Raw genomic sequence first — 24,042 nt, 5'->3', positions numbered from 1 at the left:
ATCGGTAATACTTGGGCCAATGGAAGCAAAACGGCATGAAATCGGGCGGACAGGTTTCCCCGTCCGCCCTTAGTCTATTTTTCCCGCCGCTCTTAAGTGCGGCAAGTCGATCAGAAGCCCAGAACCAGTGACACACCAAGGGTGTTGTCAGTGGATTTCAGGCCCGCTGCCGGATCGGTGTTATAGTCGGTGCGGTAGCTGACCCGTGTGGACAGGTTGTTGGACATTTTGAAATTCACGCCGGCATCGTTGGAGATAACGGTGTTGATATCGGAGCCCAGAATGTCTGTGTCCATTGTGAAAGATACGGTTTCATTGAACCCGTAGAAGTAACGCGAAGTTGCGATGAAACCGACTTCGGTTTCGGAAGATCCTGTCACGTCCTTAAAGTAACGCACGCCAGGACCCGCTTGAACGCGCCATGTGTGGTTGTCTTTGTTCAACACGCGGTAGCCGGGACCAAAGCCAAGGAAAGCGTCTGTTTCGGAGCCGTCGATGCCAACGCCTGCGCCATCTGTCAGATAGCCGTCATACTGGTAACGTGCTACGCCGAAAGCATAGAGCGATGGTGTGAAATAGCGGCTGCCTTCATAGGTCGCAAAGAATTTTTCTTCGCTTTTGATGCCATTGGATTCGCCATATTCGGTTGCGAAACCGATCAGGTGGTTCCAGTCGCCTACACCGTAGGTCAGGCGGCCCGCGCCAGAGATTTCACCGGTGTCGGTGTTGCCGGATGTTCCGGACGCTGACAGGGCGAAAGAGCCGCGCCAGCCTTGTGCCACACCATTTGGGCCAAAACGGTCGGCATCTTCGCCGCGGGCAATTTCGGTGTTCACATCATCGGTGATGTCGTCGATCTGGTCATTCAGTGCTTCGACGCCGGTGATACGGTTCTGTGCGGAGGCAGGCGCAGCAACCATCAGTGCCAATGCGGAAACTGTGGCGAATTTCATCAGTGTGTTCATGGGTTTTCCCCTTAAAGTAGCTTGTCCGTCATTCAACGCAGTGCTGAAGATCGGAAGCATCTCTGCTGGGGCCAATGTAACTTTTGCAGTGTCGTGAGTGAAATTCGAATTAATTGTGCCTGACGTGATTATTACTCGTTTGTAATTCAGTCTTCCTCACCAGTCACGTATTCGTCCATCGTCTCGAACTGTTTGGACAGGATTGCATGTTGTTTTTCAGTCTCTTGCGTGACCTTCGACAATGCGGCACGGGCATCGGCAACCAGATCCTCATCCAGATCATCGCGCCACACGACCCATGCAGGGTAAGAAAACCGTGGTGCGTTTGCCACAATATGCAGTTTTCCAGCGTCCAATCGCTGCCTGACAGCGCGGGCGGGCAGATAACCTTTCGCGCGACGGTTCATGATATAGTCCGCCGATAGCGCACCAAGGCTCATTGTCAGGCCGGAATTCATAAGGTGGGGCAGGGCCAGCGCGTGGGCGTGGACGAACTCCGGGCCCCAGTCCACGAACAGATAGTCGTCGGGATCTTCGGCAGACGCGTCAGGGTAAGAGGCGACCATCACCAGATCATCGTCCAGCGCTTTTTCCACAATAAGACCCGGGCGCAGTTGTGGCGTATACATCAACGCGACCTGCACCATTCCTTCGACCAGAAACCGGGTCAGCCGGTCGGGCATCCCCAACTCACTGCGCAGGCTCATGTCGGGCATGGCAAGCTGAAGCTGGTCGATCCATCGAAACCCCAACCGTGGCCACAATGAATGTTGCGCACCGATCGTCAGTGCACGGCTGTAGCCCTCTGGAATGGCGATTTGCTGGCGCGCTTCCTCCCAGATTTTCAGAAGGCTCAGCGCGTAGCGTTCAAACTGCTCGCCCGCGGGTGTCAGAATCGCGCCGGCCTTGGAGCGGGTGAACAGGGGATGACCCAGACTGTCTTCTAGCCGCTGGATTCGCAGGCTCACAGCGGATTGAGTTACAAACAACCTGTCGCAGGCGGCCACGAATGACCCAGTGTTAGCGACTTCGATGAAAGTTCTGATCAGGGTGATGTCCATGGCGATCATCCATAAGAAATTTGCGGGTTAAGCATTATTGCTATTCGCTTTTCTGCTTTGATGATAGCCGCTATATCTGTTGTTGGCGAAACCGGACGGGTGCAAGTTTTCATGATTGCACCGGAACTTGCGCGGTGGCTTTGGCTTCCGCTTTGTTTTCCTCGGCGTCCGGCGCTGCCCTAGTTGAAGACGAATTTTACTGAAAAGACTGCAAGATGATGAAAGCACGCGTCACGATGATCGCAGCGCTTTTTGACCGCGCTGGTTGGCGTCTTTGCCTCTTCCACTTAGCAGCTCGTCGACAATACAACTGGCGCGACCGGGTTCGTCGTGAAGACCGCCATGATGGACTCGATTGGCGGCACATGCCGTTGTCAGACATGAAAAAAGCGCGCCCCGAAAGGAGGCGCGCTTTTGCGTTCGTCTGATGGTGGGATCAGGCGTTTGCTTCGCGGATTTTTTCCGCCGCGTCTTTGTCAAAGGTCACGCCGTTTTCAGCAAACAATGTGTCCAGCTCGCCTGACATGGTCATCTCTGTGATGATGTCGCACCCGCCGACGAATTCGCCTTTGACATATAGTTGCGGGATGGTCGGCCAGTCAGAAAAGTCTTTGATGCCCTGACGCAGTGTTTCGTCCGAAAGGACATTCACGTCAGAATAATCCACCCCCATGTAGTTCAGAACACCGGCGACGCGGGAAGAGAACCCGCACTGCGGCATTTCTTTTGTGCCCTTCATGAACAGGACAACATCGTTGTTGGTGACTGTGTCTTTGATCGTTTTGGTTGCGTCGCTCATTTGCTCGTGTCCTTGTGTTTTCTTGTCTGAAACGCCGCATGATAGCGTGCGCTGTAGGTTTCATCGTCGGGCAGGGAAGGCCCTTCTGGATCGATCAGGCTCGGGGCGTGGCCACCGCCGCCCAGACCGCGGTAAAATGTTGTGGTCCGCTCCAAGCCTTGATGTAGGCGTTGGGTGCGCAAAACCTCTGTCATATCAATCGCTTCGTGGCCAAGAGGCACGTCGCGGTCCTGTTTGTGCCTTTGGGGTTGGCGGTGTGACAGAGGCACGTGGTGACGCGATGCTGCGCGGTACTGTGCTACAGCGATCACCGCTATGCCCATCCCCACTGCTCCCGCCACCCACATCCACATGATGGCTATTCCGGTGCTTTGGTGGTGAGGGCAAGCGCGTGCAGATCACCGTTTGCGCCGTCCATTTTGCCCTTCAGTGCGGCATAGACCGCGCGCTGCTGCTGTACGCGGTTCTTGCCGCGAAAGCTTTCGTCGATGACCATGGCCGACATATGCACACCGTCATTGCCTTCGACAACGATCTGCGCGTCGGGAAAGCTGATCCGCAGAAGGTCTTCGATTTCGCTGGCTTGCATTGGCATGGTAGGGCTCCGTGTCATGATGTCTTTGGATTAGATGTAGTAGGGCATAGCGCCGCGTGCAAGGGAGCAAGATCACACCTTGCGCAACCTTGCTGTTTGGCAGACCCTATGGTTCCAGCTACCACAAGAGGGTCGAAGACATGCAAGCAATATCAGGTGCGCCGGAACAGGCGTTGGCATGGATCAAGGCAGGCCACGGGGCCGCAATTGCGACCGTGATCGAGACATGGGGCTCAGCGCCGCGCCGCGTCGGGGCGCAAATGGTTGTGTCCTCCGAAGGTGACATGGAAGGTTCCGTGTCTGGCGGCTGTGTCGAGGGGGCTGTGGTGCTTGAGGCGCTGGAAGCACTGGAAGACGGAGAAAGCAAGGTGCTCGAATACGGTGTCAGTGACGGTGATGCGTTTGCCGTTGGACTGGCCTGTGGCGGCACAATCCGTGTGCTGGTGGAGCCTGTCGGCGCGGGTGGCATGGCACTGGATATGCTGGAGAATCTGGTCGCGGCGCGGGCAGCGCGCACGCCTGTTGCCTATGAGGTGACCCTGAATGGCAGCCATCGCGCATTGGTTTCACAGGGGCATGACGCCCGCTTTCGCATGGACCGGTCGGGTCTGGAGGAAGACGGCGAAACCTTTGTCGCTATCCACAACCCGCCGCTTCGGTTGGTGGTGGTTGGTGCTGTACATATCGCGCAGGCGCTGGTCCCGATGGCGCGCATCGCAGGCTTTGACCCTTTCGTGATCGACCCGCGAGAGGCATTCGGTTCAGCAGCGCGGTTTCCAGACGCAGAGGTGATCAATGACTGGCCCGATGCGGCGCTTGAGGAAGTAGGCGTAGACACCCGCACCGCGCTGGTTCTGCTTACCCATGATCCCAAGCTGGACGATCCGGCGCTGCATGTCGGCCTGCGCTCTGGCGCGTTTTACATTGGCGCACTTGGATCAAAGCGCACCCATGCCTCGCGGGTAGAACGGCTTGTGGATGCTGGATTTGATCAACATACAATTGCCCGTATCAACGGCCCTGTTGGCCTTAACATCGGGGCCGCAGGACCGGCAGAGATTGCTGTGTCGATCCTTGCGCAAATGATCGAAGCGCTGCGCCTGCCATGAAGTTCGGCGCGGTCCCCACCAAAGACGCGCAAGGCTGTGTGCTGGCGCATTCCGTGGCTTTGCCACAAGGGCGTTTGCGCAAGGGACAGGTGCTGGATTCCTCTGACATTGCTGCGTTGGTGGACGCACAGATCGAACAGGTCATCGTTGCAAGACTTGAACGCAACGATGTGGGCGAAGACGCTGCCGCAGATGCGCTGGCAGACGCACTGATGGAAGGTGGCAGCGGGATGCGCCGCAGTGCGGCCTTTACCGGACGGGTGAACCTGATCGCCGATCACGCAGGTGTTGCCCTGTTGGACGTGTCGGCGCTGGATGATGTGAATGGCGGTGATCCGATGATCACGGTCGCCACAATCCCGCCGCACCACCAGTTGCGCGCAGGCGATATGATGGCCACGATCAAGATCATCTCATACGGCGTGCCTCGTGCCGCATTGGACACGGCAATAGCCGCCGCGCGCGGCGCGATACGCCTTGCCACGCCTGTGCTGGACCGGGCCACACTGATCATCACGGAAATCCCGGGTGGTGCGGGGGATAAAGGGCGCGTCGCGATTGAGGACAGGCTTACAGCGCTTGGCGTAACGCTTGAAACTGTCACGCTGGTGCCGCATCGCACCGCTGATTTGCAGGCGGCCATCGAAGCGGCCAAATCGCCCTTAGTGCTGGTGCTTACCGGCTCTGCAACGTCTGATATTGCCGATGTCGCGCCTTCCGCTCTGGTGCGGGCCGGTGGAGAGATCATACGCTTTGGCATGCCGGTCGATCCGGGTAACTTGTTGTTTCTGGGGCACCGTGGCACGCAGCAGGTTATTGGATTGCCGGGCTGTGCGCGGTCTCCTGCGCTTAACGGGGCGGATTGGGTTCTGGCGCGGGTGATTTGCGGCGTGGCGGTTGAAGCGCGCGACATTGCCCGCATGGGCGTGGGTGGTTTGCTCAAAGAAATACCAACCCGTCCGCAGCCGCGCCGCCCGCGCGCCTGATTACGGCCCAATCCTGCGTCATACCGCGTCAAGACATTTTTTTTGTTCTCAATGCATCAAGGCCGTGCTTAACTCTGCGCAATGACAGGAAAACGAGAGTCTGGGAGGACATCAATGACACAGGTTAAAATGACCGTGAACGGGAAAGCCGCCACTGGGGAAGTCGAAGGCCGCACGCTGCTGGTGCAGTTTCTGCGCGACAAACTTGGTATGACGGGGACCCACGTTGGCTGCGACACCAGTCAGTGCGGCGCATGTGTGGTCCATGTAAACGGCGAAGCGGTCAAATCCTGCACGATGCTGGCCGTTGAGGCGCAAGGCGCCGAGGTCGCGACCATCGAAGGGCAGGCGGCACCGGATGGCACGCTGAACACAATCCAGCAAGCGTTTCAGGACCATCACGGCCTGCAATGCGGTTTCTGCACGCCGGGCATGGTGATGTCTGCCGCAGCGCTACTGAAAGAAAACCCCAAGCCCACCGAAGCAGACGTGCGTCATTATCTGGACGGCAATATCTGCCGCTGCACAGGCTACCATAACATCGTCAAGGCGATCATGGCGGCATCGGGTCAGGACGTCAGCTCAATCGCTGCGGAATAACGGCTGTTGCCCGCGGGGAGGCGGGTAGCAAGCCGCGCGGTGTGGTCCGCGATCTATAGCTTTGGTGTGCAGCAAGCGCACCGCTTTTAGGGAGGAATGAAAATGCCAAAGGACAGTGGTATCGGCGCCAGCAGCAAGCGGCGCGAAGACGTTCGGTTTTTGACCGGAGAAGGCAACTATACAGATGACATCAACGTAAACGGGCAGGCCCATGTTTACTTTTTGCGCTCTGATATTGCGCATGGCACGCTTAAAAATGTGGATACTTCAGCAGCCGAAGGGATGGACGGCGTGGTGAAGATTTTCACAGGCGCTGATTTTGAGGCCGTAGGCTCGGTGCCGTGTGGCTGGCAGGTGACGGACAAACATGGGGAACCCATGCAAGAGCCGCGCCATCCGGTGCTGGCACACGGCAAAGTCCGCCACGTGGGCGAACCGATTGCCGCTGTTGTTGCGGAAACACTGGAACAGGCCCGTGACGCTGCCGAGGCGATTGTCCTTGATATCGACGAATTGCCAGCAGTGGTGAACATGAAAGACGCGGTCAAGGCAGATGCGCCAAAGGTGCATGACGATCTGACCTCCAACCTGTGTTACGACTGGGGCTTTGTTGAGGAAAACAAGGCCGCGGTGGATGAGGCGTTTGAAAAAGCGGCCCATGTCACCACGCTTGAACTGGTGAACAACCGGCTTGTGGCCAACCCGATGGAGCCGCGCGTGGCTGTGGGCGATTATGCCCGTGGCACCGGTGATCACACGCTCTACACGACTTCGCAGAACCCGCATGTGATCCGCTTGCTCATGGGCGCGTTTGTTCTGGGCATCCCGGAGCACAAGCTGCGCGTTGTTGCCCCTGATGTGGGCGGCGGATTTGGGACAAAAATCTTCCATTATCAGGAAGAGGCCTTTGTCACCTTCGCGGCTAAAGCGTGTAACCGCGCGGTCAAATGGACATCGTCGCGATCCGAGGCATTCATGTCGGACGCGCATGGCCGTGACCACGTCACCAAGATCGAGCTGGCGTTGGACGCAGACAACAACTTTACCGCGCTGCGCACCGATACATACGCCAATATGGGCGCCTATCTTAGCACCTTTGCGCCGTCTGTGCCGACCTGGCTGCACGGCACGCTGATGGCGGGTAACTACAAAACCCCGCTGATTTATGTGAACGTGAAGGCCGTATTCACCAACACTGTGCCCGTCGATGCCTATCGCGGCGCTGGTCGCCCGGAGGCGACATATCAGCTTGAGCGTTTGGTCGATAAGGCCGCCCATGAGCTGAAAGTCGACCCGATCAAACTGCGCCGCCAGAACTTTATCATGGAGTTCCCATACGCCACGCCTGTGGCGGTGGAATATGACACTGGCGACTACGTTGCGACGATGGACAAGCTCGAAGAGATGGCCGACATCTCTGGCTTTGAGGCGCGGCGCAAAGCATCCGAGGCCAAGGGCAAGCTGCGCGGCTTTGGCGTGAACTGCTATATTGAGGCGTGCGGCATCGCACCGTCAAACCTTGTGGGCCAGCTTGGCGCGCGGGCGGGTCTGTTTGAGTCGTGCACCGTGCGGGTCAATGCGACAGGCGGCCTGGTGGTCATGACAGGTAGCCACAGCCACGGGCAGGGGCATGAGACGTCGTTCGCTCAGGTTGTTGCCGATATGATCGGCATCCCGGAAGATATGGTTGAGATCGTGCATGGTGATACGGCCAACACGCCGATGGGTATGGGCACCTATGGATCACGCTCACTTGCTGTTGGCGGCTCCGCTATGGTGCGCGCGACCGAAAAGATCATTGCCAAGGCCACCAAGATCGCGAGCCACTTGCTGGAGGCCTCGGAAGGCGATGTGGAGCTGAAAGACGGCGCGTTCACTGTGGCAGGGACGGATAAATCCGTTGCTTGGGGCGATGTGACGCTGGCGGCTTATGTGCCTCACAACTACCCGTTGGAAGAGATCGAACCGGGTCTGGAAGAAACAGCCTTTTATGATCCGTCGAACTTTACCTATCCTTCGGGTGCCTACGCCTGTGAGGTCGAACTTGATCCCGAAACGGGCCAGGTCACGGTTGAGCGTTTCTCGGCGGCGGATGATTTCGGCAATATCGTGAACCCGATGATCGTGACCGGACAGGTCCACGGAGGTCTGGCGCAAGGCATCGGTCAGGCGCTGCTGGAAAATTGTTCCTATGACAGCGACGGCCAGTTGCTGAGCGCGAGCTACATGGACTACGCCATGCCGCGCGCCTCTGACCTGCCGTTTTATGACGTGGATCATTCCTGCCAGACACCCTGTACGCACAACCCGCTTGGCGTGAAGGGCTGTGGCGAGGCCGGCGCGATTGGCTCACCTGCGGCGGTGGTAAACGCGGTTCTGGACGCAATGCGTTCGGGGGGCAGCACGGTCGATCACATCGACATGCCTGTCTCACCGCACCGCGTTTGGGAAGCGATGAACGGTTAAGCAAAGGGCGGGGCGGGTTTTTGCCGGTCCCGCGCTCATCAGATAAAAGACAAATGAAGCCGGAGGTCAGACCTGACAACAGGTAAACCTCCAAGCTGAAAAGGAAGATAGAATGTATAACTTCGATGTTGAAATGCCTGACACGATCGCGGATGCGGTCAAGGCGCTTGGTCGCGAGGAAGCACAGCCGCTAAGCGGCGGTCAAACGCTGATCCCGACACTCAAGGCGCGTCTGGCTGCGCCTTCTGTTCTGGTATCGCTGCATGGCATCGCCGAGATGAAGGGCGTTTGCACAGATGATGAGGGTCGCCTGTGCATTGGCGGCGGCACAACCCATGCGACCGTTGCAGCAGAAGCAGCAGCGCATTACCCTGGCCTTGCGTCGCTTGCCGCGCGGATTGGTGATCCGGCTGTGCGCAACCGTGGCACGATTGGCGGGTCTGTCGCGAACAACGACCCGTCAGCCTGCTACCCGTCCAGCGTGCTTGCTTCTGGTGCGACCATCGTGACCAACAGCCGCGAGATTGCAGCCGATGATTTCTTCCTCGGAATGTTCGAGACAGCATTGGAAGAAGGCGAGATCATCACAGAAGTGAAGTTCCCGATTCCCGAAGCCGCGCATTATGAAAAGCACTTGCAGCCCGCGTCCCGTTTCCCGCTGGTCGCAGTTTTCGTCGCAAAGTTCAGTGACGGCGTGCGTGTGGCCGTGACAGGTGCATCAGAAAACGGTGTTTTCCGTTGGACCGAAGCCGAAGAGGCATTGAACGGCACCTTCAGCGCCGATGCAGTTGCGGGTCTTAAAGCGGATGGATCGCAGATGATCAGCGATCTGCATGGAACCGGCGCTTACCGGGCACATCTGGTTGGTGTCATGACCAAACGGGCGGTTGCAGCTATTACCGGCTAGCAAGCCGATCATTGGCAAAGACAGGGAAAGCCGTGCAAAATGCGCGGCTTTCCGCGTTTGCGGGCAGTGATATTGCATAACAACGGAACGGTTGCGCATGTTTGGCGTTGGTTTAAGTGCCGCAAAACCCGGCAAAGCCGCACCATTGGAAGGTAAAACATGACCCAGTTTCTGAAAACTACATCCGCCATCACACTTGTTCTCGCGATGGGAGTACCCACGACAAGCTTTGCCCAAGAGGTTTGTGGAGATGGTGAATTTCCGTGCACATGGGAAGATGGCCGTGTCATGCAGACGCGCATTGAACTGTTGACCGCACGGCTGGAAAAGAACGAAGCCGCTTTGGCTGCTCTTATCCCCAAATTGAAGCAGGCACAGTCGGACCGCGATGCTGACCCACAGCCGCTCAAGGAACGTTTTGAACTGTTGAATGACCGGATCGCCAAGTTGAACGACGGTCTTGAGAAAGAGCGGCAGAAAGTAGCTGCGGCAGAGACCTCCGAGAAATCAGCTGCTGAAGCCGAGGCTCAAGCCGCCGCTGATGCAAAGGCTGCCGCTGATGCACAAGCTGCTGCTGATGCAAAGGCTGCTGCTGATGCAAAGGCTGCCGCTGATGCACAGGCTGCGGCAGACGCACAAGCTGCGGCTGACGCTCAGGCTGCCGCAGACGCACAAGCTGCTGCTGATGCACAGGCTGCCGCAGACGCGCAAGCCGCTGCTGATGCGCAAGCCCAAGCAGATGCACAAGCCGCTGCCGCGGCAAAAGCCGAACAGGATGCCGGAGAAGCCGAGCGTCAGGCCGCACGGGACGAACGCCGCGCTGCGCGGCAGGCAGCACGCGCACAGGAGCGGGCACAGTCACAAGCTGTGGCCAACAGCGCCGAAGGTGCCGGAACAGTCGAGACTGAAAAACTGACAGAAAGCGACGTGCGCACGTCCAGCGAGGAATTCGAAACCGCTGTGACAGGTGAACAGAAAGTCGATAAAGACAGCGGCCTGAGCAACTTTGAAAAAGCATTGGTGGCGGGCATTGGCGCGGTCGTCGTGGGCCAGATTCTGAAGAACGGCGATAAAGTGAAAAGCAGCACCGGTGACCGCGTTGTGGTCGAGCGGGAAGGTGAGCTGCGCGTTCTCAAGAGCGATGATGCGCTATTGCGCCGTGCGGGTAATGAGGTCAGCACCGAGACCTTCGATGACGGCTCTTCGCGCACCACGGTTTTGAAACCTGACGGGACCCGCGTTGTGACTATTCTTGGCGCGGACGGAACAGTGTTGCGCCGTCTGCGCGTTATGCCCGACGGGCAGGAATACGTGCTTGTGGATGATACCAAACAAGAGCGAGAGATTGTCGCAAAGGATCTGCCGGAAGTTGTCAGATCACCGCTGCCGTCAAGCGTAGAAGGCGAAGATAATCTGCGTGCAGCTCTTCTGGCCGAGGCCGCCGCGCGCAGAGGTGATGCTTTCTCCCTGCGCCAGGTGCGCGACATTCGTAAGGTGCGCGAACTTGCCCCCGAAATCGAACTTGACGCAGTGCGCTTTGCCTCCGGTTCGGCGGCGATCGAACCCGAGCAGGCACGAAGCCTTGCCCGTATCGGTAACACCTTGCGCGAGATCATTGCAGAAGATCCGCGGACGGTCCTTCTGGTAGAGGGTCACACAGACGCGGTAGGCGATGCGACATATAACCTTGCCCTGTCTGACAGACGCGCAGAGACGGTTGCCCTTGCCCTGACCGAATACTTTGGCGTGGCCGAAGAAAACATGATCGTCCAGGGATACGGTGAAAGCCATCTCAAGGTTCCGACATTGACGGACGAAGTTGCCAACCGCCGCGCTGTGGTGCGCAATATTACGGAACTGCTCCGCTAAAATGCAAAACGCCCTGTCCGGTATCGGGCAGGGCGTTTTCGATTCCGTCTGGCAGGACAGGATTATTTGTTCGGGAGCGGCCCGATGAGCATGACCATCTGGCGGCCTTCCATTTTCGGGAAGTTCTCTACCTTACCATGCTCTTTGGTGTCTTCTGCGACACGCTCCAACAGCTCACGGCCAAGATTCTGGTGGGCCATCTCGCGGCCCCGGAAGCGCAGGGTGACTTTGACCTTGTCGCCATTCTCCAGAAACTTGTAAACATTCCGCATTTTTACATCGTAATCATTGGTGTCTGTGTTCGGGCGGAACTTGACCTCTTTGATCTCGATGATCTTTTGCTTTTTGCGGGCTTCGGCTTCGCGCTTTTGCGTCTCGTACTTGAACTTGCCGAAATCCATGATCTTGCAAACAGGCGGATTGGCATTCGGAGAGATTTCTACAAGGTCGAGCCCTGCCTCTTCTGCCATGGCCATAGCACGTACAGGCGTCACAACGCCGACGTTTTCGCCATCTGCGCCGATCAGGCGAATTTCATTTGAGCGGATATTTTCATTGACGCGCGGGCCGGTGTCACGTTGCGGCGGTGCGTTATGGGGTCTGCGAGCGATGATGATGGTCCTTTGATGGTTGAATTACCGATTTTGTAAAGTAGACCTCCATAAGGTCCGCTTCAAGATGAAAATCGTGCAAAGATGGGGCAGTGTGGTGCGTTTTCCCCTTGATCCTGCCGGTTCGCATGCGCATTTGGTCGCCAATGGCATGAGATGGGGTGTTTCACCCGTCTTGTGCACTCAAGAGGGGAACTACTATGAAGAATTTGGTTTGGATCGTTGTTGCAGCGATTATCGCAATTGGCGGATACGTTTTGTATTCCGGTCGCAGCGTTCAGGATATCGCAAGCGACGTTACGGACACAGCGACAACCGCTGCGCAGGACGCGGCAGAAGCAACCAGCGATGCGGCTAGCGCCGTAGCAGAAGCCGCGTCTGACGCAGCTGATGCAGCAGCAGACGCGACTGCAGATGCGGTTGATGCCGTTGCAGATACCGCAAGCGACGCAGCAGCCGCCGTTGCTGATGCCGCCGAGGGTGCTGTTGATGCAGCCGCTGATGTTGCAGACGAAACTGCCGAAATGGCATCTGACGCCGCAACAGCCGCTGGTGAAGCGGTATCAGACGCAGTTGATGCGACAACAGAAGCAGCGTCTGACGCGGCAACGGCAACATCAGAAGCGGCATCCGATGCTGCAACTGCGACTGAAGAAGCGGCATCCGATGCCGCAGCGGCGACTGAAGAAGCGGCATCCGATGCTGCAGCAGCGACTGAAGAAGCAACAACTGAAGCTGCTGCTGCAACTGAAGCAACTGCGACCGATGCCGCGACAGAAACTGCCGCAGCAACCGACGCAGCCGGTTCTTCTATGGAAGAACTGCTGACAGTTGATGGTTTCAACCTGGATAAAGTAACGGAAATGGTAGAGAATTCCGATCTGGGTACGCTGCAAAAAACCATGCTGAACAAAGGCCTCAAGGCGGCTCAGGACAATCCTGAATTGCTGAAGACTGCTTTGGACAGCGTCCGCGAAGCGCTTGGCATGTAAGCCAACCGTCGTGAGACGAGAATTGAGCCGCTCCTTCGGGGGCGGCTTTTTTTATGGGCGCGGGGGCAGGGAGATATTGCTGCCAGACCCCAGAATGCGGCGCAAACTGACGGCAATAACCAGAAAGCTGAGGAGCAGCCACAGGCCTCCCCAGAGCATGGTTGTTCCGCCGAATTCTGCTGCCAGCATATAGGCGTCCGATGGCATCCCCGCCCGTGCGATGGTGTCGTCGAAGATATCAAACGGAACGTAGATAACGCTGGTCAATCCAATCACGCGCAGCGCCAGATCGTTGGTGGAATGGCTTAGAAAACGCGCCATGCCCAACAGCACGATCCCTCCGGCCACGCAGAACCCGACTGCAAACAAGTCACGCACATAAAGCACTGTGATCAACAGCATCATCGCGCCCAGAAACGCGGTGACATAGCGGTCAGCGGTGCTGCGCAAAGCTGCGAGCAATAAGAGCACCCCCATCACCAAAGATCCAAGATATCCCGCCGATAGAATCGCAAACCTGCTGCCACCACGGGTCACGGCGAACCCGCCCTGAGCGGCGGAGAGTGATATCTGCTCGACCGAGCCACCTGTCAGCCATGCCGCGACAGCGTGCGACAGTTCATGCAGGAAAACGACGAGGATTTTCAACGGCACCACAACGGGCGTGTGCCACAGCGCAAAAACAAGCACAGTGATCGTCAGAAGTTGCCAATGTGATTTGATATATGTCATCGGGTCATCACGCTGAAAGGCGGCACAAATGTCAATTCGCGCCGCCCAAGCTTTTACCGATGTGTTGGCTAATGATTAGCCGACAAAGGCTTTTTCTACCACATAGTGTTTGGGATCGGAGTTTGCGCCTTCTTCAAGGCCAAAGCCTTCAAGCACGGCTTTGATATCCACGTTCAGCCCCATGGAGCCGCAAACCATCGCGCGGTCAGTGTCCACCGATATACCGTCAATGCCCAGATCGCGGAACACGGTGCCGTCTTCCAGAAGCGTGGTGATGCGGCCCATCTTCGGGCTTTGTTCGCGCGTTGTGGTCGGATAGTAACGAATTTTGGCAAGATTCTCGGTGCCGATCAGCTCTTGCATCATCTCGTCCGCTTTCAGCTCTTCGATCAACTGGCGCGAATATTCAAGTTCGGCCACATCGCGGCAGGTGTGGGTGATGATAACTTCGTCGAATTTCTCATAGGTTTCAGGCTCGCGCAGCAGGCTTGCGAAGGGCGCAAAACCGGTGCCTGTGGAGAAGAACCAGATGCGTTTGCCCGGCAGCAGTGCGTCATGCACCAGCGTGCCCACAGGCTTGGGCCGCAAGATTATCTCGTCGCCCGGCTGGATGTGCTGAAGCCGCGACGTCAGTGGGCCGTCCTGCACCTTGATCGAATAGAATTCCAATTCGTCGTCCCACGCAGGTGAGGCGATGGAGTAGGCACGCAGCAGGGGTTTGATTTTACCTGTCTCTGGGTGTGGCTCTCCCATCAAGCCGATCATCACAAATTCACCCGAGCGAAAGCGCAAGGATGCGGGCCGCGTGACGCGGAAGGAAAACAACCGGTCCGTCCAGTGTTTCACAGAGGTAACGGTCTGCGCATCGGGCAGGGTTGGAACGGCTTTTGCTGTATCAAGGGTCACTGGGGAATGCTCGGTCATGATTTCTCCGCAGAGCAATGCTCCACGGTCCTTTTCTTAGACAAGGGGGAGGATGGGCGCAATGCGCCGCTTAGCCGCGCAGGCGGGCCTGGTAATCGCCGGATTGCCAGTCCGCGCGGAACTGCCATTGATCCTGTGGCTGGCGTGCAGCAAGGGCTTCGTCAATTTCGACCTCGTCAAATCCGCTGCGCCGCGCCATGGCGTATTGATCCGCCAACACATGGCCTCGGGCGCGCAATCGGCCCGTGTAGCCACGCAGGCGCAAGGCACGCGCGATGGTGAACCCGCGCCCGTCTGCGGATGACGGGAAATCCACGCGGATCATCTCAAGCGTCGGTGTCAGCACGATGTTTTCTGGGACTATGTCCGAAGCCAGATCAAGGGCCACGCAGTCATTGGCCGCGCCGGTTGTGCAATAGCCACGGGTCCAATTGTCGGCGGAAAAGCCGCTGTCATTTACAATAATGCTCATTGTGTTGCTCCTGTACGGACCATTTTGCCGTCGACAAAATGGATGCCACATTCATCTTTTTCCTGCCCGCGCCAGCGACCTGCGCGCGGGTCTTCACCTTCGGCGACCGGCGATGTGCAAGGAGCACAACCGATCGAAGGATAGCCCCGTGCAACCAAAGGATGCCGCGGCAGGGCGTTTTCAGCCATATATTCCTGAACGTCTGCACTGGTCCAGTGTGCCAACGGGTTGACCTTGATCCGGCCTGTGCCTGCTTCCACCTCAAAGGCGGGCAATTCGGCGCGGTTGCCGGACTGGTAGCGCTTGCGCCCTGTGATCCAGCCGTCAAATCCCTTGAGCGCTTGATCCAGAACGCGGGTTTTGCGCAGGTCACAGCAGGCGTCTGTATCGCGCTGGTGCAGGGTGTTGTCAGGGTCTTCAGCCAGTGTATCCGCGCGCAAGACCTGTACACGGTGCAGGCCCAGTTTTTTGGCCACCTCGCGTTGGTAAGTCAGCGTTTCGGGGAACAGCAGCATCGTGTCGATGAACAGAACCTGCACATCGGGCTTCACTGTCGCTGCCAAATGCAGCAACGCCACGCTTTCCGCCCCGAAGCTGGAGACTAGCGCCAGATTGGGCGCGGCCTGAAATGCACGCCGCAGCACATCGGCTGCGGCGTGGTGTTTCAGCGCCGTGTTTAGCGCGTCAACACGCGCATTTATGGGTTGATCAAGCGGCATCGGCTTTAGCCTGCGGGTAAAGGGCAGCCTTGAAGGGGGCAAGCCCGAGGCGGCGATAGGTTTGCAAGAAAGTCTCTGCGCGTTCGCTGCGCAGGTCCAGATAGGCCATTACCAACCGCTCGATTGCGGGGATGATTTCCTCGGCGGAAAAACCGGGACCGGCGCGTTCGCCAATGCTTGCGTCTTCGGTGCCGTCACCGCCCAGTGTGATCTGGTAATTCTCCACGCCTGCGCGGTCCAACCCAAGGATGCCGATGTGGCCCACATGGTGGTGTCCGCAGGCGTTGATGCAGCCGGAAATCTTGATCTTCAGCGGGCCCACATCATGCTCAAGCTTCAAATCGTCAAAGCGGGTCGCGATTTCCTGAGCGATCGGGATAGAGCGTGCCGTTGCCAGCGCGCAGTAATCCATGCCGGGGCAGGCGATAATGTCCGAGATCAGACCGATATTTGCGGTGCCCAGACCCGCCTCTTTCAAGCGGGCGTGCAGGGCTGGCAGATCAGCGCGGTGGACGTGTGGCAGGATCACGTTCTGCTCATGGGAAATGCGCAACTCGTTGTGGCCGTATTCTGCCGCAAGATCCGCCATGACGCGCATCTGATGGGATGTCGCATCGCCCGGTGTCGCGCCATGCGCCTTGAGAGAGATGGACACAATCGCATATCCCGGCGCGCGGTGATCGCTGAGGTTCGTATCAGCCCATGCGCGGAAAACCGGATCGTTGGTGTAAGCGGTCTCATATGCGGCCAATGATTTGGTCACAAATTCGGGAAGGGCAAAGTCTGCCTCGATCCGCGACAGCATCTGCTGGTCAACGCCCGTGAACTGCGGACGGATCAGTTTATAGCGGGCATCAACGCGCGCGCGGATGTCCTCGATCCCGTTTTCGTGCACGGTGATTTTGATGCGAGCTTTGTATTTATTATCTCGGCGGCCCAACAGGTTATAGACACTGACGATAGCTTCAAGTGTGGGCAGCAGGTCTTCGGAGGCCACGAAATCATAGAGCACCTTGCCGATCATCGGCGTCCGGCCAAGACCGCCACCGACGATGACGCGGTAGCCGCGTGCGCCGTCTTGCTCAACGATTTGCAGGCCGATGTCATGAGCTTTCAACACCGCACGGTCATGCGATGCGCCGGAAACGGCAACCTTGAATTTGCGCGGCAGGAACTGGAATTCAGGGTGGTCCGTTGACCACTGGCGGATCAGCTCGGCAATCGGGCGCGGGTCGGCGATCTCATCTGCTGCGGCACCGGCAAAATGGTCGGCGGTCACGTTGCGGATGGTGTTACCGGATGTCTGGATCGCGTGCATGTCCACCTCGGCCAGCGCATCAAGCATGTCCGGCACATCGCGCAGCTCTGGCCAGTTGTACTGGATGTTCTGGCGCGTGGTGAAGTGGCCGTAGCCCTTGTCCCATTTGTCCGCGATATCGGCCAGCTTGTTCATCTGGCCGCTGTTCAGCGTGCCATAGGGTATGGCCACGCGCAGCATGTAGGCGTGCAATTGAAGGTACAGGCCGTTCATCAGGCGCAAGGGTTTGAATTCGTCCTCGGTGAGGCTGCCGTCAATCCGGCGCTCTACCTGGGAACGGAACTGTGCGTTGCGCTGCGCGATGAACTGCGTATCAAAATCGGAATAGGCGTACATTATACGTTCTCCTGTTTGCCATGGGCATAGTTGGAGGGGCCAGTCGCGCGGAACGCCTCACGGAAGTGGGTGGTGTTGATCTGGCCCTGTGCCGGATCAACAGCGGTAAGGTAGACGCCCACCACTTCGGCACTGCGCGCAGAGGCTTCGATCAGGCGCAGCTGCGCATCGGCTTCGTCGGTAAGGACATCCGCATCTTGCAGGTCGCGGACCCAATCGGTGCCGCGCAGGTAAACAACATCACCTTCCAGCAGCGCATTGGCTGTGATGACGGACGGTTCGAATGATTTAGCCATTATGCAAATTCCTCAAGCTTGAGAGAGGGGGCCGCGGCAAGCGCGGCACGCGGGGCGAGCCCCAGAAAGGTCAGTGCGGGACCGCCAAGCTGTGCAGCCTCAAGGGCGGCGGGCAGGGCGTCCAGCGTTGTCTCCAGCACGCGCTGGTCTGCGCGGCTGGCGTTTTCGATGATGGTGAGAGGCGTGTGGCGGTCTGCGCCGTGCATCAGCAGGCGGCCTTGCACAAAGCGGGCAGATTTCTTGCCCATATAGATCGCCGCAACCTCATTGGGCTGGGCCAAAGCGCGCCAGTCATGGTCGGCAAAACCGCGGGTGTCATGGCCTGTCAGGAACCGGACAGAGGCATTGCGCCCGCGCTTTGTCAGGCTTTGCCCGATTGCGGCCACCGCAGCAGAGGCAGACGTGATGCCCGGAACAATGTTCCAGCCAATGCCATGCGCATCGACCGCGTCAATCTCTTCGTCAAGACGGCCAAAAACGGTGGCATCACCGGATTTCAACCGCACAACCTGTGCGCCAGCCTGCGCGTGTTCAACGAGCAATGCGTTGATGTATTCCTGCGGGGTATGATGGCCAAAGCCTTCTTTACCTACATCAATCATGGTTGCCTCGCGGCGGGCCAGTTCCAGAATTTCGGGCGTGATCAGGCGGTCGTAGATCACCACGTCAGCCTCATCCAGCGCGCGGCGCGCTTTCAGCGTCAACAGTTCCGGATCGCCGGGGCCGCCGCCAACAAAGGCCACGTGGCCCACGCGGGCAGTTTTGTTCAAATGTGTATCCAGAAGGTCTTCAAGCGCGGGCAGGACCTGTTCCTCACCTTCGCTGATCGCTTTGGGGCCTGCATCAAAATAGAACGCGCGCCAGAAATCGCGGCGCGCACGGCCAAAGGACAGGGCATAGGATGCCTTGCGGAACGTCTTGCCGATACGCGCCAGTGTGCCAAGGCTTTGTGGCAGGCGTTCTTCCAGATCCGCTTTGATCGCGCGGGCCAGAACAGGGGCGGCGCCTTCGGTACCGATGGCGATGGTCACAGGATCACGGTCCACGATGGCGGGCGTGATGAACTGGCTGTCTTCAAGGTTGTCCACGATGTTGATCAATGCACCGCAGGCACGCGCCAAAAGGGCGGTGCGGGCATCTTCGGTGGCATCCTCGTTCGCGCCGTAGAACAGCTTGGCGCAGACGGCGTCTCCGTGCTCCATCGCGCGGGACACAAGTGTCAGCCGCCCTTCGTGATGCCATTGCTCGATCTCGCGGGCGGGTTCGGCGGCGAATACGGTGATCCGCGCACGTGTTTTCATCAGCAGGCGGAGCTTGGCCAGCGCGGCATCACCCCCGCCGGACACAATGATGCGGGAGTTCTGTGTGCTTAGGAAAATCGGGAAATGGTCCATCGGTCACCTGTCCTCTGCGTTGCTGCTGTATAATAGAATACTGTTCTGATAATTTGCCATATGTCTGGATATATAAGGATGATTGTTCTACTGTACCGCTCAGTTGGAACATGCGTTTTGCAAATTTGGGGGAAACGGAATGACTGTCCGGATTGACGAGACTGACAGGAAAATTCTGGCGGCGTTGCAACGCGATGCAAGCCAGTCGCTGGACGATATTGCGCGCGAAGTGGGGTCATCAAAGACGCCCGTGTGGAACAGAATCCGCAAAATGCGGGAGGCTGGCGTGATCGGCCAGCATACAGTCGTGCTTGACGCCGATGCACTGGGGCTGGAGGCGTGTTTTTTCGTTCTGATCCGCACGTCCGAGCATGAGGCCGAGTGGCAGGCCAAATTCCTGAAGGCACTGCGCGATCGCCCCGAGGTGCAAGAGGCGCACCGGCTGGCGGGTGATATCGACTATATCCTTAAGGTGCGGGTCGAGAACGCGCGCGCCTATGACCGTTTCTATCAGGCGCTGATTTCAGAGGTGCGGGTGCATAATGTCACGGCGCTACTGTCGATGGAGCAGATCAAATCAACGACGATGTTGCCGCTTTAGGCGCTGACCATAAGTGCGTCGAGCTTGTGAAAATGGTACGTGTTTGCAAATTGCGGGGCGGTATCGAGCTGTAGTGTCGGAAGATGCGCGAAAAGTGCAGGAAGCGCGATCTGCATTTCCATGCGCGCCAGAGGTGCGCCTAGGCAAAAATGCAGACCCCCGCCAAAAGCGGCGTGCGGTTTTGGCGGGCGGGTTGGCAAGAACCGGTGGGCATTCTCAAACACAGCCGGATCACGACCCGCTGCAGCAAGGACAAGACCGACGCGGCTGCCTTTTTCAAGCGTGACGCCGCCAAGTTCGACATCTTCGTAAACATAGCGGTCAAACATGTGCAGCGGCGGCGTGTAGCGCAGCAGTTCTTCGCATGTCGCAGCAACGGATTGTGGAGCTAAAGCCGCAACCGGCGTTTCTTCCTCAATCAGGCATTTGACCGCATTGCCCAAACTGTGCACCGTCGCCTCATGACCTGCATTCAGCAACAGCACGCAGGTGCTGATCATCTCCTCCGTGCTCAGCCGTGATCCGTCCTGCTGGGCGTTTATCAGCTCTGAAATCAGGTCATCTGCGGGGGTGCTTCTGCGCATTTCGATATAGGCTGACAGAAAATCCGAAAACTCCGCTGCGGCCTGTGCTGCTGCGTCTTCGATCGCGCGGGTCCGGCCGGCTTGATACATCGCCACCATGGCGTTGGACCAGCGCAGCAGATCGGGGGCCAAGGCCTCTGGCACGCCGAGCAGCCGCGCGATAATGCGCACTGGCAGTTGTGTGCAATAGCTTGGGATCAGGTCAAAGGTGCCTGCGCGGGGAAGGTTATCCAACAGCTCGGAAGTGACTGCTTTTATATCCGGCTCTAACGCGGCAATCCGGCGCGAGGTGAAGGCGCGCAAGACCAGACTGCGCAGTCGGGTGTGATCGGGGCGCTCAAGCTCAAGCAGGGAATGGCGCTCTACCGCATAAAAAGGGGCAAGGTGCGGCGGCACCGGTGTCGCCTGTTCAGGCGGGACAGCACGGCCCAGACGGCGATCGCGCAGCAGGGCCTGCACCGTGGCCGCATCAAAAGCCGCGGGGAATCCGTAGTCTTCCCAGAAAACTACCGGCCCACATGCGCGGGCACGATCATAGAAGGGATAGGGGTTCTGGACAAAGTCAGGATCAAGCGGAGATTGGGAGAGGCGCTGCATAGGCGGCAGAAAGCGCAGTTGTGCTGGTAAATGCAAGGGCCAGCAGATAAATTACCGCTCATGAGATACAGGTTTGGCAGGCGCGGCCTGAGCATTGTTGGTTTTCTGATCTGCGTCGCCGTGCTGAGCGTTTCGGTCTGGCGCTATGCGACCCATCAAGGGTTGGAACGGCTGTCTGCGCGGGGGGCGGCCGATCTGGCGCTGGCCAGTGACCGCTTGGTCGGGCAGCTACAACGCTACCGCGATCTGGCGGTTGTCATGGCTGACCATCCACAGGTTCTGCAAGTGCTTGAAGGGACCGTGCGCCCCGAAGATACTGCTTTGTTGCAGGGTGTGGCGGACCGCTCTGCTGCGCTGGATGTCATGGTGATTGACCGGACGGGGCGCGTTCTTGCCGCCGCGGGGGACGGCGCTGGCAGCGCGAATGCGATGGCATATGTCCGCCGCGCCCTTAACGGTGCGTTGGGGCGTGGTTATGGTTCGGGATTAGAGACGGGGCGAAATTACTTTTACGCAGCGCCGGTTTTTGGCGGGCAGGGTCGCGTGTTGGGCGCTTTGGTGGTGTCCACAGATCTCAGCTCGGTCGATTATGCGTGGCGCGGCGATACGCCACCTGTATTTTTCACCGATGCGCGTGGACAGGTCCAGGTCTCGAACCGGTCCGAGCTGATTTACTGGGAACGCCCAAAAGGCGCGCCGGGGTTGCGCCCGCCACTGGGGAACGAGCCTGCGTTTGACGCCAGCTATATCGGCCCGCATGAGATTTGGCATCTGGGATGGGGCCCTTATCTGCCTGACGTGGCTTTGCATCTGGTGCAGGATTTGCCTGTGATCGGGATGCGGGGAGAAGTGTTGATGGATGTGGCCGTTGTGCGGCGTCTGGCCAATGCGCAGGCAGCCGCGGTCGCCGCGCTTTTTCTGGCTTTTGGCGCGCTGTTGTTTCTGGCAACCGAACGGCGGCGGACATTGGCGCGGGCCAATGCCCAGTTGGAGGCGCGGGTGCGGGCACGTACCCAAGCGCTGCGCGACATTAATAACGAATTGCGCCGCGAAGCGGCAGAGCGGACACAGGCGCAGATGGCACTTGCACGCGCGCAAGACGATCTGGTGCAAGCAAGCAAGCTTAGCGCCTTGGGACAGCTGAGTGCCGGCATCAGCCATGAGCTGAACCAGCCGCTGATGGCCGTCCAGTCCTTTGCGGAAAACGGCGTGAAATTCATTGAACGCGGCGCGCCGGAACGGGCGACAGAAAATCTGACCCGTATCTCGGAGATGGCGCACCGGATGGGCCGCATTATCAAGAACCTTCGCGCATTCTCCAAACAAGAGACGGTGAAGCAGGTGCAAGTCGATCTGGGCGTGGTTATTGCATCTGCGCTAGACCTGACACAAGCGCGGCGGAACGACATGGATGTTGAACTGGTCTATGATGCGCCCGATGCGCCGGTCTGGGTTCGGGGCGGCGAAGTGCGGCTGGCGCAGGTTTTCGTGAACCTTATATCCAACGCGCTGGATGCAATGATGGATGTCCAGAAGCGCAGGCTTGAGATTGTGATCCGGTTGGAGCCGCACGGTGTGACGGCAATGATCACCGACAGTGGCCACGGCATAACCGCGCCGGAGAAGGTGTTTGATCCTTTTTATTCGACCAAAGACGTCGGCGCGGCCAAGGGGATGGGGCTGGGTCTGTCGATCAGCTATGCCATCGTCCAAAGTGTCGATGGCGAGATTCGCGCGCACAACACCGATGGCGGCGCGTGTTTCACCGTGACGTTGCAACCTATGACACAGGAAAGAGCCGCATGAGCAAGACTGTCCTTCTGGTCGATGATGATGCCGCCATCTGCGAGGCCCTGTCCCAGACGCTTGAGCTGGCAGACCTCACGTGTATCACAGCCAGCGCCTTTGTCGTCGCGGCTGACCATATCTCGGCGCAGTTTGACGGGGTGATCATATCGGACATCCGTATGCCGGGGCGGGACGGGTTTCACCTGCTGTCCTATGTGCGCGGGATAGACCCTGATTTGCCGGTGATTTTGCTCACCGGAGAGGGCGATATTCCAATGGCCGTTAAAGCGATGGGTGAGGGCACATTCGGGTTTCTGGAAAAACCCTGTGCGGCAAATGACTTGTTGGCTGTTGTTAGGCGCGCCCTCAAGACCCGTGCGCTGGTGCTTGAGAACCGCGAGCTGCGCGAGATGGTCGATCACGGCGATCCGGCAGAGCGGATGATCTTCGGGACATCCGAACAGGCGCAGGGCTTGCGCAATCACGTCCGTCGCGTGGCACAAGCGCAAGGCGACGTGATGATCACCGGTGCTCAGGGCACGGGCATTTCAAAAGTAGCCGAAGTCATCCACCTATGCTCGCTCCGCTCTAAGCGCCCGTTTATCAAACGTGCCGCCCATGATCTGGACGCCGATGCGTTGGCCGCTGCTTATGAAGAGGGCGAAGGCGGAAGCCTGTTCATAGATGAAGTCAGCAGGCTGCCCGCCCAGAGCCAGCTCGCGTTGGCCGAAACGCTGGACGGTGCCCCTGCCACGCGGCTTATTGCCGGTTCGACCCGTGATCTTTCAGCGGAATTGGAGGCGGGGCGTTTCAATGCGGACCTTTACTACCGCCTGAATGTGATGCCTGTGCGCATCCCGTCGCTGGCCGAGCGCCGAGATGACATTCCGGTTCTGTTTTACCGGTACGTTGCACAAGCCGCCGAGCAAAGCGGTCAACCAGCACCGCAGATCACGCCGCAACTTGAGGCGGCTTTGATGGCGCGTGACTGGCCGGGCAATGCCCGTTCCCTGATGACCGAAGCGATGCGCTTTGTCATGGGGATGAGTGATGGTGACAAGCAAGAGCAGGTCGACGAGAGCTTGGGCCTGGTCGCGCATATGGCCCAGATTGAGCAGTCCCTTATCGAAGGGGCGCTGCGGCGGACAGACGGACAAGCAAGCGAGGCTGCCCGTGTTCTCAAGCTGCCGCGCAAGACGTTTTACGACAAGTGCGCGCGTTACGCGATCAAACCCGAAGACTTTCGCCCCTGAGTCGGTCGGTATGGTTGTGCGGATTTCCGCACAGCTTGCCGGATCGCGGTGCGGATTTCCGCACGGAT

At 58.4% G+C, this 24,042-nt stretch carries 25 protein-coding genes; 11 read left to right on the top strand and 14 right to left on the bottom strand.

The window, feature by feature from the left end; translation table 11 throughout:
- Positions 1-110: 110 nt before the first annotated feature.
- Positions 111-965, bottom strand: a complete 855-nt coding sequence (locus K3757_RS10405; protein ID WP_259995368.1) for a YdiY family protein — start codon at positions 963-965, stop codon at positions 111-113.
- A 146-nt stretch (positions 966-1,111) separates the two neighbouring features.
- On the bottom strand, positions 1,112-2,026 hold the full coding sequence (locus K3757_RS10400) for a LysR family transcriptional regulator (RefSeq protein ID WP_259995366.1): 915 nt from the start codon (positions 2,024-2,026) through the stop codon (positions 1,112-1,114).
- 215 nt (positions 2,027-2,241) lie between these two features.
- On the opposite strand from K3757_RS10400, the gene K3757_RS10395 reads away from it, so the two are divergent.
- Positions 2,242-2,454, top strand: coding sequence for a hypothetical protein (locus K3757_RS10395; protein WP_259995364.1), 213 nt, complete (start codon positions 2,242-2,244; stop codon positions 2,452-2,454).
- Between the two features lie 8 nt (positions 2,455-2,462).
- Here K3757_RS10395 and grxD read toward each other — a convergent pair whose 3' ends face one another.
- From grxD to K3757_RS10380, 3 genes are read right to left on the bottom strand one after another with little or no spacing between them, the layout of a single operon-like run.
- On the bottom strand, positions 2,463-2,825 hold the full coding sequence (grxD, locus tag K3757_RS10390; RefSeq protein WP_259995362.1) for a Grx4 family monothiol glutaredoxin: 363 nt from the start codon (positions 2,823-2,825) through the stop codon (positions 2,463-2,465).
- Entirely contained in the window at positions 2,822-3,178 is a 357-nt protein-coding gene (locus K3757_RS10385) for a hypothetical protein (RefSeq protein WP_259995359.1), read from the bottom strand. Before K3757_RS10385 ends, grxD begins: the two co-directional genes overlap by 4 nt.
- Before the next feature lie 5 nt (positions 3,179-3,183).
- On the bottom strand, positions 3,184-3,420 hold the full coding sequence (locus K3757_RS10380; RefSeq protein WP_259995357.1) for a BolA/IbaG family iron-sulfur metabolism protein: 237 nt from the start codon (positions 3,418-3,420) through the stop codon (positions 3,184-3,186).
- A 140-nt stretch (positions 3,421-3,560) separates the two neighbouring features.
- Between K3757_RS10380 and K3757_RS10375 the strand changes: the two genes are divergently transcribed.
- The 6 genes from K3757_RS10375 to K3757_RS10350 all read left to right on the top strand — a co-directional run bounded on the left by K3757_RS10375 (position 3,561) and on the right by K3757_RS10350 (position 11,357).
- Complete coding sequence (locus K3757_RS10375; RefSeq protein WP_259995355.1) at positions 3,561-4,529, top strand: XdhC family protein; 969 nt, start codon at positions 3,561-3,563, stop codon at positions 4,527-4,529.
- A complete protein-coding gene (locus K3757_RS10370) occupies positions 4,526-5,515 on the top strand; it encodes a molybdopterin-binding protein (protein WP_259995353.1) in 990 nt (329 codons plus the stop codon). Before K3757_RS10375 ends, K3757_RS10370 begins: the two co-directional genes overlap by 4 nt.
- A 114-nt stretch (positions 5,516-5,629) precedes the next feature.
- Positions 5,630-6,115, top strand: coding sequence for a (2Fe-2S)-binding protein (locus K3757_RS10365; RefSeq protein ID WP_259995351.1), 486 nt, complete (start codon positions 5,630-5,632; stop codon positions 6,113-6,115).
- Positions 6,116-6,217: 102 nt separating this feature from the next.
- The gene (locus K3757_RS10360; RefSeq protein ID WP_259995349.1) at positions 6,218-8,581 is read left to right on the top strand and encodes a xanthine dehydrogenase family protein molybdopterin-binding subunit; all 2,364 of its coding nucleotides are present in this window, start codon (positions 6,218-6,220) and stop codon (positions 8,579-8,581) included.
- 112 nt (positions 8,582-8,693) lie between these two features.
- On the top strand, positions 8,694-9,488 hold the full coding sequence (locus K3757_RS10355; protein WP_259995347.1) for a xanthine dehydrogenase family protein subunit M: 795 nt from the start codon (positions 8,694-8,696) through the stop codon (positions 9,486-9,488).
- 159 nt (positions 9,489-9,647) lie between these two features.
- Entirely contained in the window at positions 9,648-11,357 is a 1,710-nt protein-coding gene (locus K3757_RS10350; protein WP_259995346.1) for an OmpA family protein, read from the top strand.
- Positions 11,358-11,419: 62 nt separating this feature from the next.
- Here the strand turns inward: K3757_RS10350 and infC are convergent, their stop codons facing one another.
- Entirely contained in the window at positions 11,420-11,968 is a 549-nt protein-coding gene (gene infC / locus K3757_RS10345) for a translation initiation factor IF-3 (RefSeq protein WP_409202585.1), read from the bottom strand.
- A gap of 200 nt (positions 11,969-12,168) precedes the next feature.
- On the opposite strand from infC, the gene K3757_RS10340 reads away from it, so the two are divergent.
- Complete coding sequence (locus K3757_RS10340; protein ID WP_259995344.1) at positions 12,169-12,960, top strand: translation initiation factor 3; 792 nt, start codon at positions 12,169-12,171, stop codon at positions 12,958-12,960.
- A 51-nt stretch (positions 12,961-13,011) separates the two neighbouring features.
- Here K3757_RS10340 and K3757_RS10335 read toward each other — a convergent pair whose 3' ends face one another.
- The 7 genes from K3757_RS10335 to cysG form a co-directional block, all read right to left on the bottom strand.
- The gene (locus K3757_RS10335) at positions 13,012-13,692 is read right to left on the bottom strand and encodes a M50 family metallopeptidase (RefSeq protein ID WP_259995341.1); all 681 of its coding nucleotides are present in this window, start codon (positions 13,690-13,692) and stop codon (positions 13,012-13,014) included.
- Positions 13,693-13,767: 75 nt separating this feature from the next.
- A complete protein-coding gene (locus tag K3757_RS10330; RefSeq protein ID WP_259995339.1) occupies positions 13,768-14,616 on the bottom strand; it encodes a ferredoxin--NADP reductase in 849 nt (282 codons plus the stop codon).
- Between the two features lie 70 nt (positions 14,617-14,686).
- Positions 14,687-15,088: a DUF934 domain-containing protein gene (locus K3757_RS10325; RefSeq protein ID WP_259995337.1), complete on the bottom strand. Its 402-nt coding sequence runs from the start codon at positions 15,086-15,088 to the stop codon at positions 14,687-14,689.
- Entirely contained in the window at positions 15,085-15,807 is a 723-nt protein-coding gene (locus K3757_RS10320) for a phosphoadenylyl-sulfate reductase (RefSeq protein ID WP_259995335.1), read from the bottom strand. Before K3757_RS10320 ends, K3757_RS10325 begins: the two co-directional genes overlap by 4 nt.
- The gene (locus tag K3757_RS10315; protein WP_259995333.1) at positions 15,797-17,461 is read right to left on the bottom strand and encodes a nitrite/sulfite reductase; all 1,665 of its coding nucleotides are present in this window, start codon (positions 17,459-17,461) and stop codon (positions 15,797-15,799) included. Before K3757_RS10315 ends, K3757_RS10320 begins: the two co-directional genes overlap by 11 nt.
- Positions 17,461-17,757 (bottom strand): DUF2849 domain-containing protein, encoded by a 297-nt coding sequence (locus K3757_RS10310; RefSeq protein ID WP_259995331.1) that lies wholly within the window; start codon positions 17,755-17,757, stop codon positions 17,461-17,463. The genes K3757_RS10315 and K3757_RS10310 overlap by 1 nt, the downstream gene beginning before the upstream one ends.
- Positions 17,757-19,151: a siroheme synthase CysG gene (gene cysG, locus K3757_RS10305; RefSeq protein ID WP_259995329.1), complete on the bottom strand. Its 1,395-nt coding sequence runs from the start codon at positions 19,149-19,151 to the stop codon at positions 17,757-17,759. Before cysG ends, K3757_RS10310 begins: the two co-directional genes overlap by 1 nt.
- Positions 19,152-19,290: 139 nt before the next feature.
- On the opposite strand from cysG, the gene K3757_RS10300 reads away from it, so the two are divergent.
- A complete protein-coding gene (locus K3757_RS10300) occupies positions 19,291-19,752 on the top strand; it encodes an Lrp/AsnC family transcriptional regulator (RefSeq protein ID WP_259995327.1) in 462 nt (153 codons plus the stop codon).
- Here K3757_RS10300 and K3757_RS10295 read toward each other — a convergent pair.
- On the bottom strand, positions 19,749-20,933 hold the full coding sequence (locus tag K3757_RS10295; RefSeq protein ID WP_259995325.1) for a cytochrome P450: 1,185 nt from the start codon (positions 20,931-20,933) through the stop codon (positions 19,749-19,751). The two genes, K3757_RS10300 and K3757_RS10295, sit on opposite strands and share 4 nt — an antisense overlap.
- A 60-nt stretch (positions 20,934-20,993) precedes the next feature.
- On the opposite strand from K3757_RS10295, the gene K3757_RS10290 reads away from it, so the two are divergent.
- Together K3757_RS10290 and K3757_RS10285 are read left to right on the top strand one after the other, a co-directional pair.
- Positions 20,994-22,739 (top strand): ATP-binding protein, encoded by a 1,746-nt coding sequence (locus tag K3757_RS10290; RefSeq protein ID WP_259995323.1) that lies wholly within the window; start codon positions 20,994-20,996, stop codon positions 22,737-22,739.
- The gene (locus tag K3757_RS10285) at positions 22,736-23,974 is read left to right on the top strand and encodes a sigma-54 dependent transcriptional regulator (protein WP_259995322.1); all 1,239 of its coding nucleotides are present in this window, start codon (positions 22,736-22,738) and stop codon (positions 23,972-23,974) included. Before K3757_RS10290 ends, K3757_RS10285 begins: the two co-directional genes overlap by 4 nt.
- Positions 23,975-24,042: the final 68 nt, after the last annotated feature.

The organism is Sulfitobacter sp. S223 (assembly GCF_025143825.1).
In the GTDB taxonomy this organism is placed as follows: Bacteria; Pseudomonadota; Alphaproteobacteria; order Rhodobacterales; family Rhodobacteraceae; genus Sulfitobacter.
This window is presented reverse-complemented; position numbering and strand designations above follow the sequence as displayed.

What these genes read in the sequence shown, in the direction of transcription:
- K3757_RS10405 (WP_259995368.1), bottom strand. Translation starts at nt 965, where the DNA reads ATGAACACACTGATGAAATTCGCCACAGTTTCCGCATTGGCACTGATG.
- K3757_RS10355 (WP_259995347.1), top strand. Translation starts at nt 8,694, where the DNA reads ATGTATAACTTCGATGTTGAAATGCCTGACACGATCGCGGATGCGGTC.
- grxD (WP_259995362.1), bottom strand. Translation starts at nt 2,825, where the DNA reads ATGAGCGACGCAACCAAAACGATCAAAGACACAGTCACCAACAACGAT.
- K3757_RS10360 (WP_259995349.1), top strand. Translation starts at nt 6,218, where the DNA reads ATGCCAAAGGACAGTGGTATCGGCGCCAGCAGCAAGCGGCGCGAAGAC.
- K3757_RS10350 (WP_259995346.1), top strand. Translation starts at nt 9,648, where the DNA reads ATGACCCAGTTTCTGAAAACTACATCCGCCATCACACTTGTTCTCGCG.
- K3757_RS10400 (WP_259995366.1), bottom strand. Translation starts at nt 2,026, where the DNA reads ATGGACATCACCCTGATCAGAACTTTCATCGAAGTCGCTAACACTGGG.
- K3757_RS10380 (WP_259995357.1), bottom strand. Translation starts at nt 3,420, where the DNA reads ATGCCAATGCAAGCCAGCGAAATCGAAGACCTTCTGCGGATCAGCTTT.
- K3757_RS10335 (WP_259995341.1), bottom strand. Translation starts at nt 13,692, where the DNA reads ATGACATATATCAAATCACATTGGCAACTTCTGACGATCACTGTGCTT.
- cysG (WP_259995329.1), bottom strand. Translation starts at nt 19,151, where the DNA reads ATGGACCATTTCCCGATTTTCCTAAGCACACAGAACTCCCGCATCATT.
- K3757_RS10395 (WP_259995364.1), top strand. Translation starts at nt 2,242, where the DNA reads ATGATGAAAGCACGCGTCACGATGATCGCAGCGCTTTTTGACCGCGCT.
- K3757_RS10330 (WP_259995339.1), bottom strand. Translation starts at nt 14,616, where the DNA reads ATGACCGAGCATTCCCCAGTGACCCTTGATACAGCAAAAGCCGTTCCA.
- K3757_RS10385 (WP_259995359.1), bottom strand. Translation starts at nt 3,178, where the DNA reads ATGTGGATGTGGGTGGCGGGAGCAGTGGGGATGGGCATAGCGGTGATC.
- K3757_RS10290 (WP_259995323.1), top strand. Translation starts at nt 20,994, where the DNA reads ATGAGATACAGGTTTGGCAGGCGCGGCCTGAGCATTGTTGGTTTTCTG.
- K3757_RS10310 (WP_259995331.1), bottom strand. Translation starts at nt 17,757, where the DNA reads ATGGCTAAATCATTCGAACCGTCCGTCATCACAGCCAATGCGCTGCTG.
- K3757_RS10365 (WP_259995351.1), top strand. Translation starts at nt 5,630, where the DNA reads ATGACACAGGTTAAAATGACCGTGAACGGGAAAGCCGCCACTGGGGAA.
- K3757_RS10375 (WP_259995355.1), top strand. Translation starts at nt 3,561, where the DNA reads ATGCAAGCAATATCAGGTGCGCCGGAACAGGCGTTGGCATGGATCAAG.
- K3757_RS10340 (WP_259995344.1), top strand. Translation starts at nt 12,169, where the DNA reads ATGAAGAATTTGGTTTGGATCGTTGTTGCAGCGATTATCGCAATTGGC.
- K3757_RS10320 (WP_259995335.1), bottom strand. Translation starts at nt 15,807, where the DNA reads ATGCCGCTTGATCAACCCATAAATGCGCGTGTTGACGCGCTAAACACG.
- K3757_RS10300 (WP_259995327.1), top strand. Translation starts at nt 19,291, where the DNA reads ATGACTGTCCGGATTGACGAGACTGACAGGAAAATTCTGGCGGCGTTG.
- K3757_RS10295 (WP_259995325.1), bottom strand. Translation starts at nt 20,933, where the DNA reads ATGCAGCGCCTCTCCCAATCTCCGCTTGATCCTGACTTTGTCCAGAAC.
- K3757_RS10285 (WP_259995322.1), top strand. Translation starts at nt 22,736, where the DNA reads ATGAGCAAGACTGTCCTTCTGGTCGATGATGATGCCGCCATCTGCGAG.
- K3757_RS10315 (WP_259995333.1), bottom strand. Translation starts at nt 17,461, where the DNA reads ATGTACGCCTATTCCGATTTTGATACGCAGTTCATCGCGCAGCGCAAC.
- K3757_RS10325 (WP_259995337.1), bottom strand. Translation starts at nt 15,088, where the DNA reads ATGAGCATTATTGTAAATGACAGCGGCTTTTCCGCCGACAATTGGACC.
- K3757_RS10370 (WP_259995353.1), top strand. Translation starts at nt 4,526, where the DNA reads ATGAAGTTCGGCGCGGTCCCCACCAAAGACGCGCAAGGCTGTGTGCTG.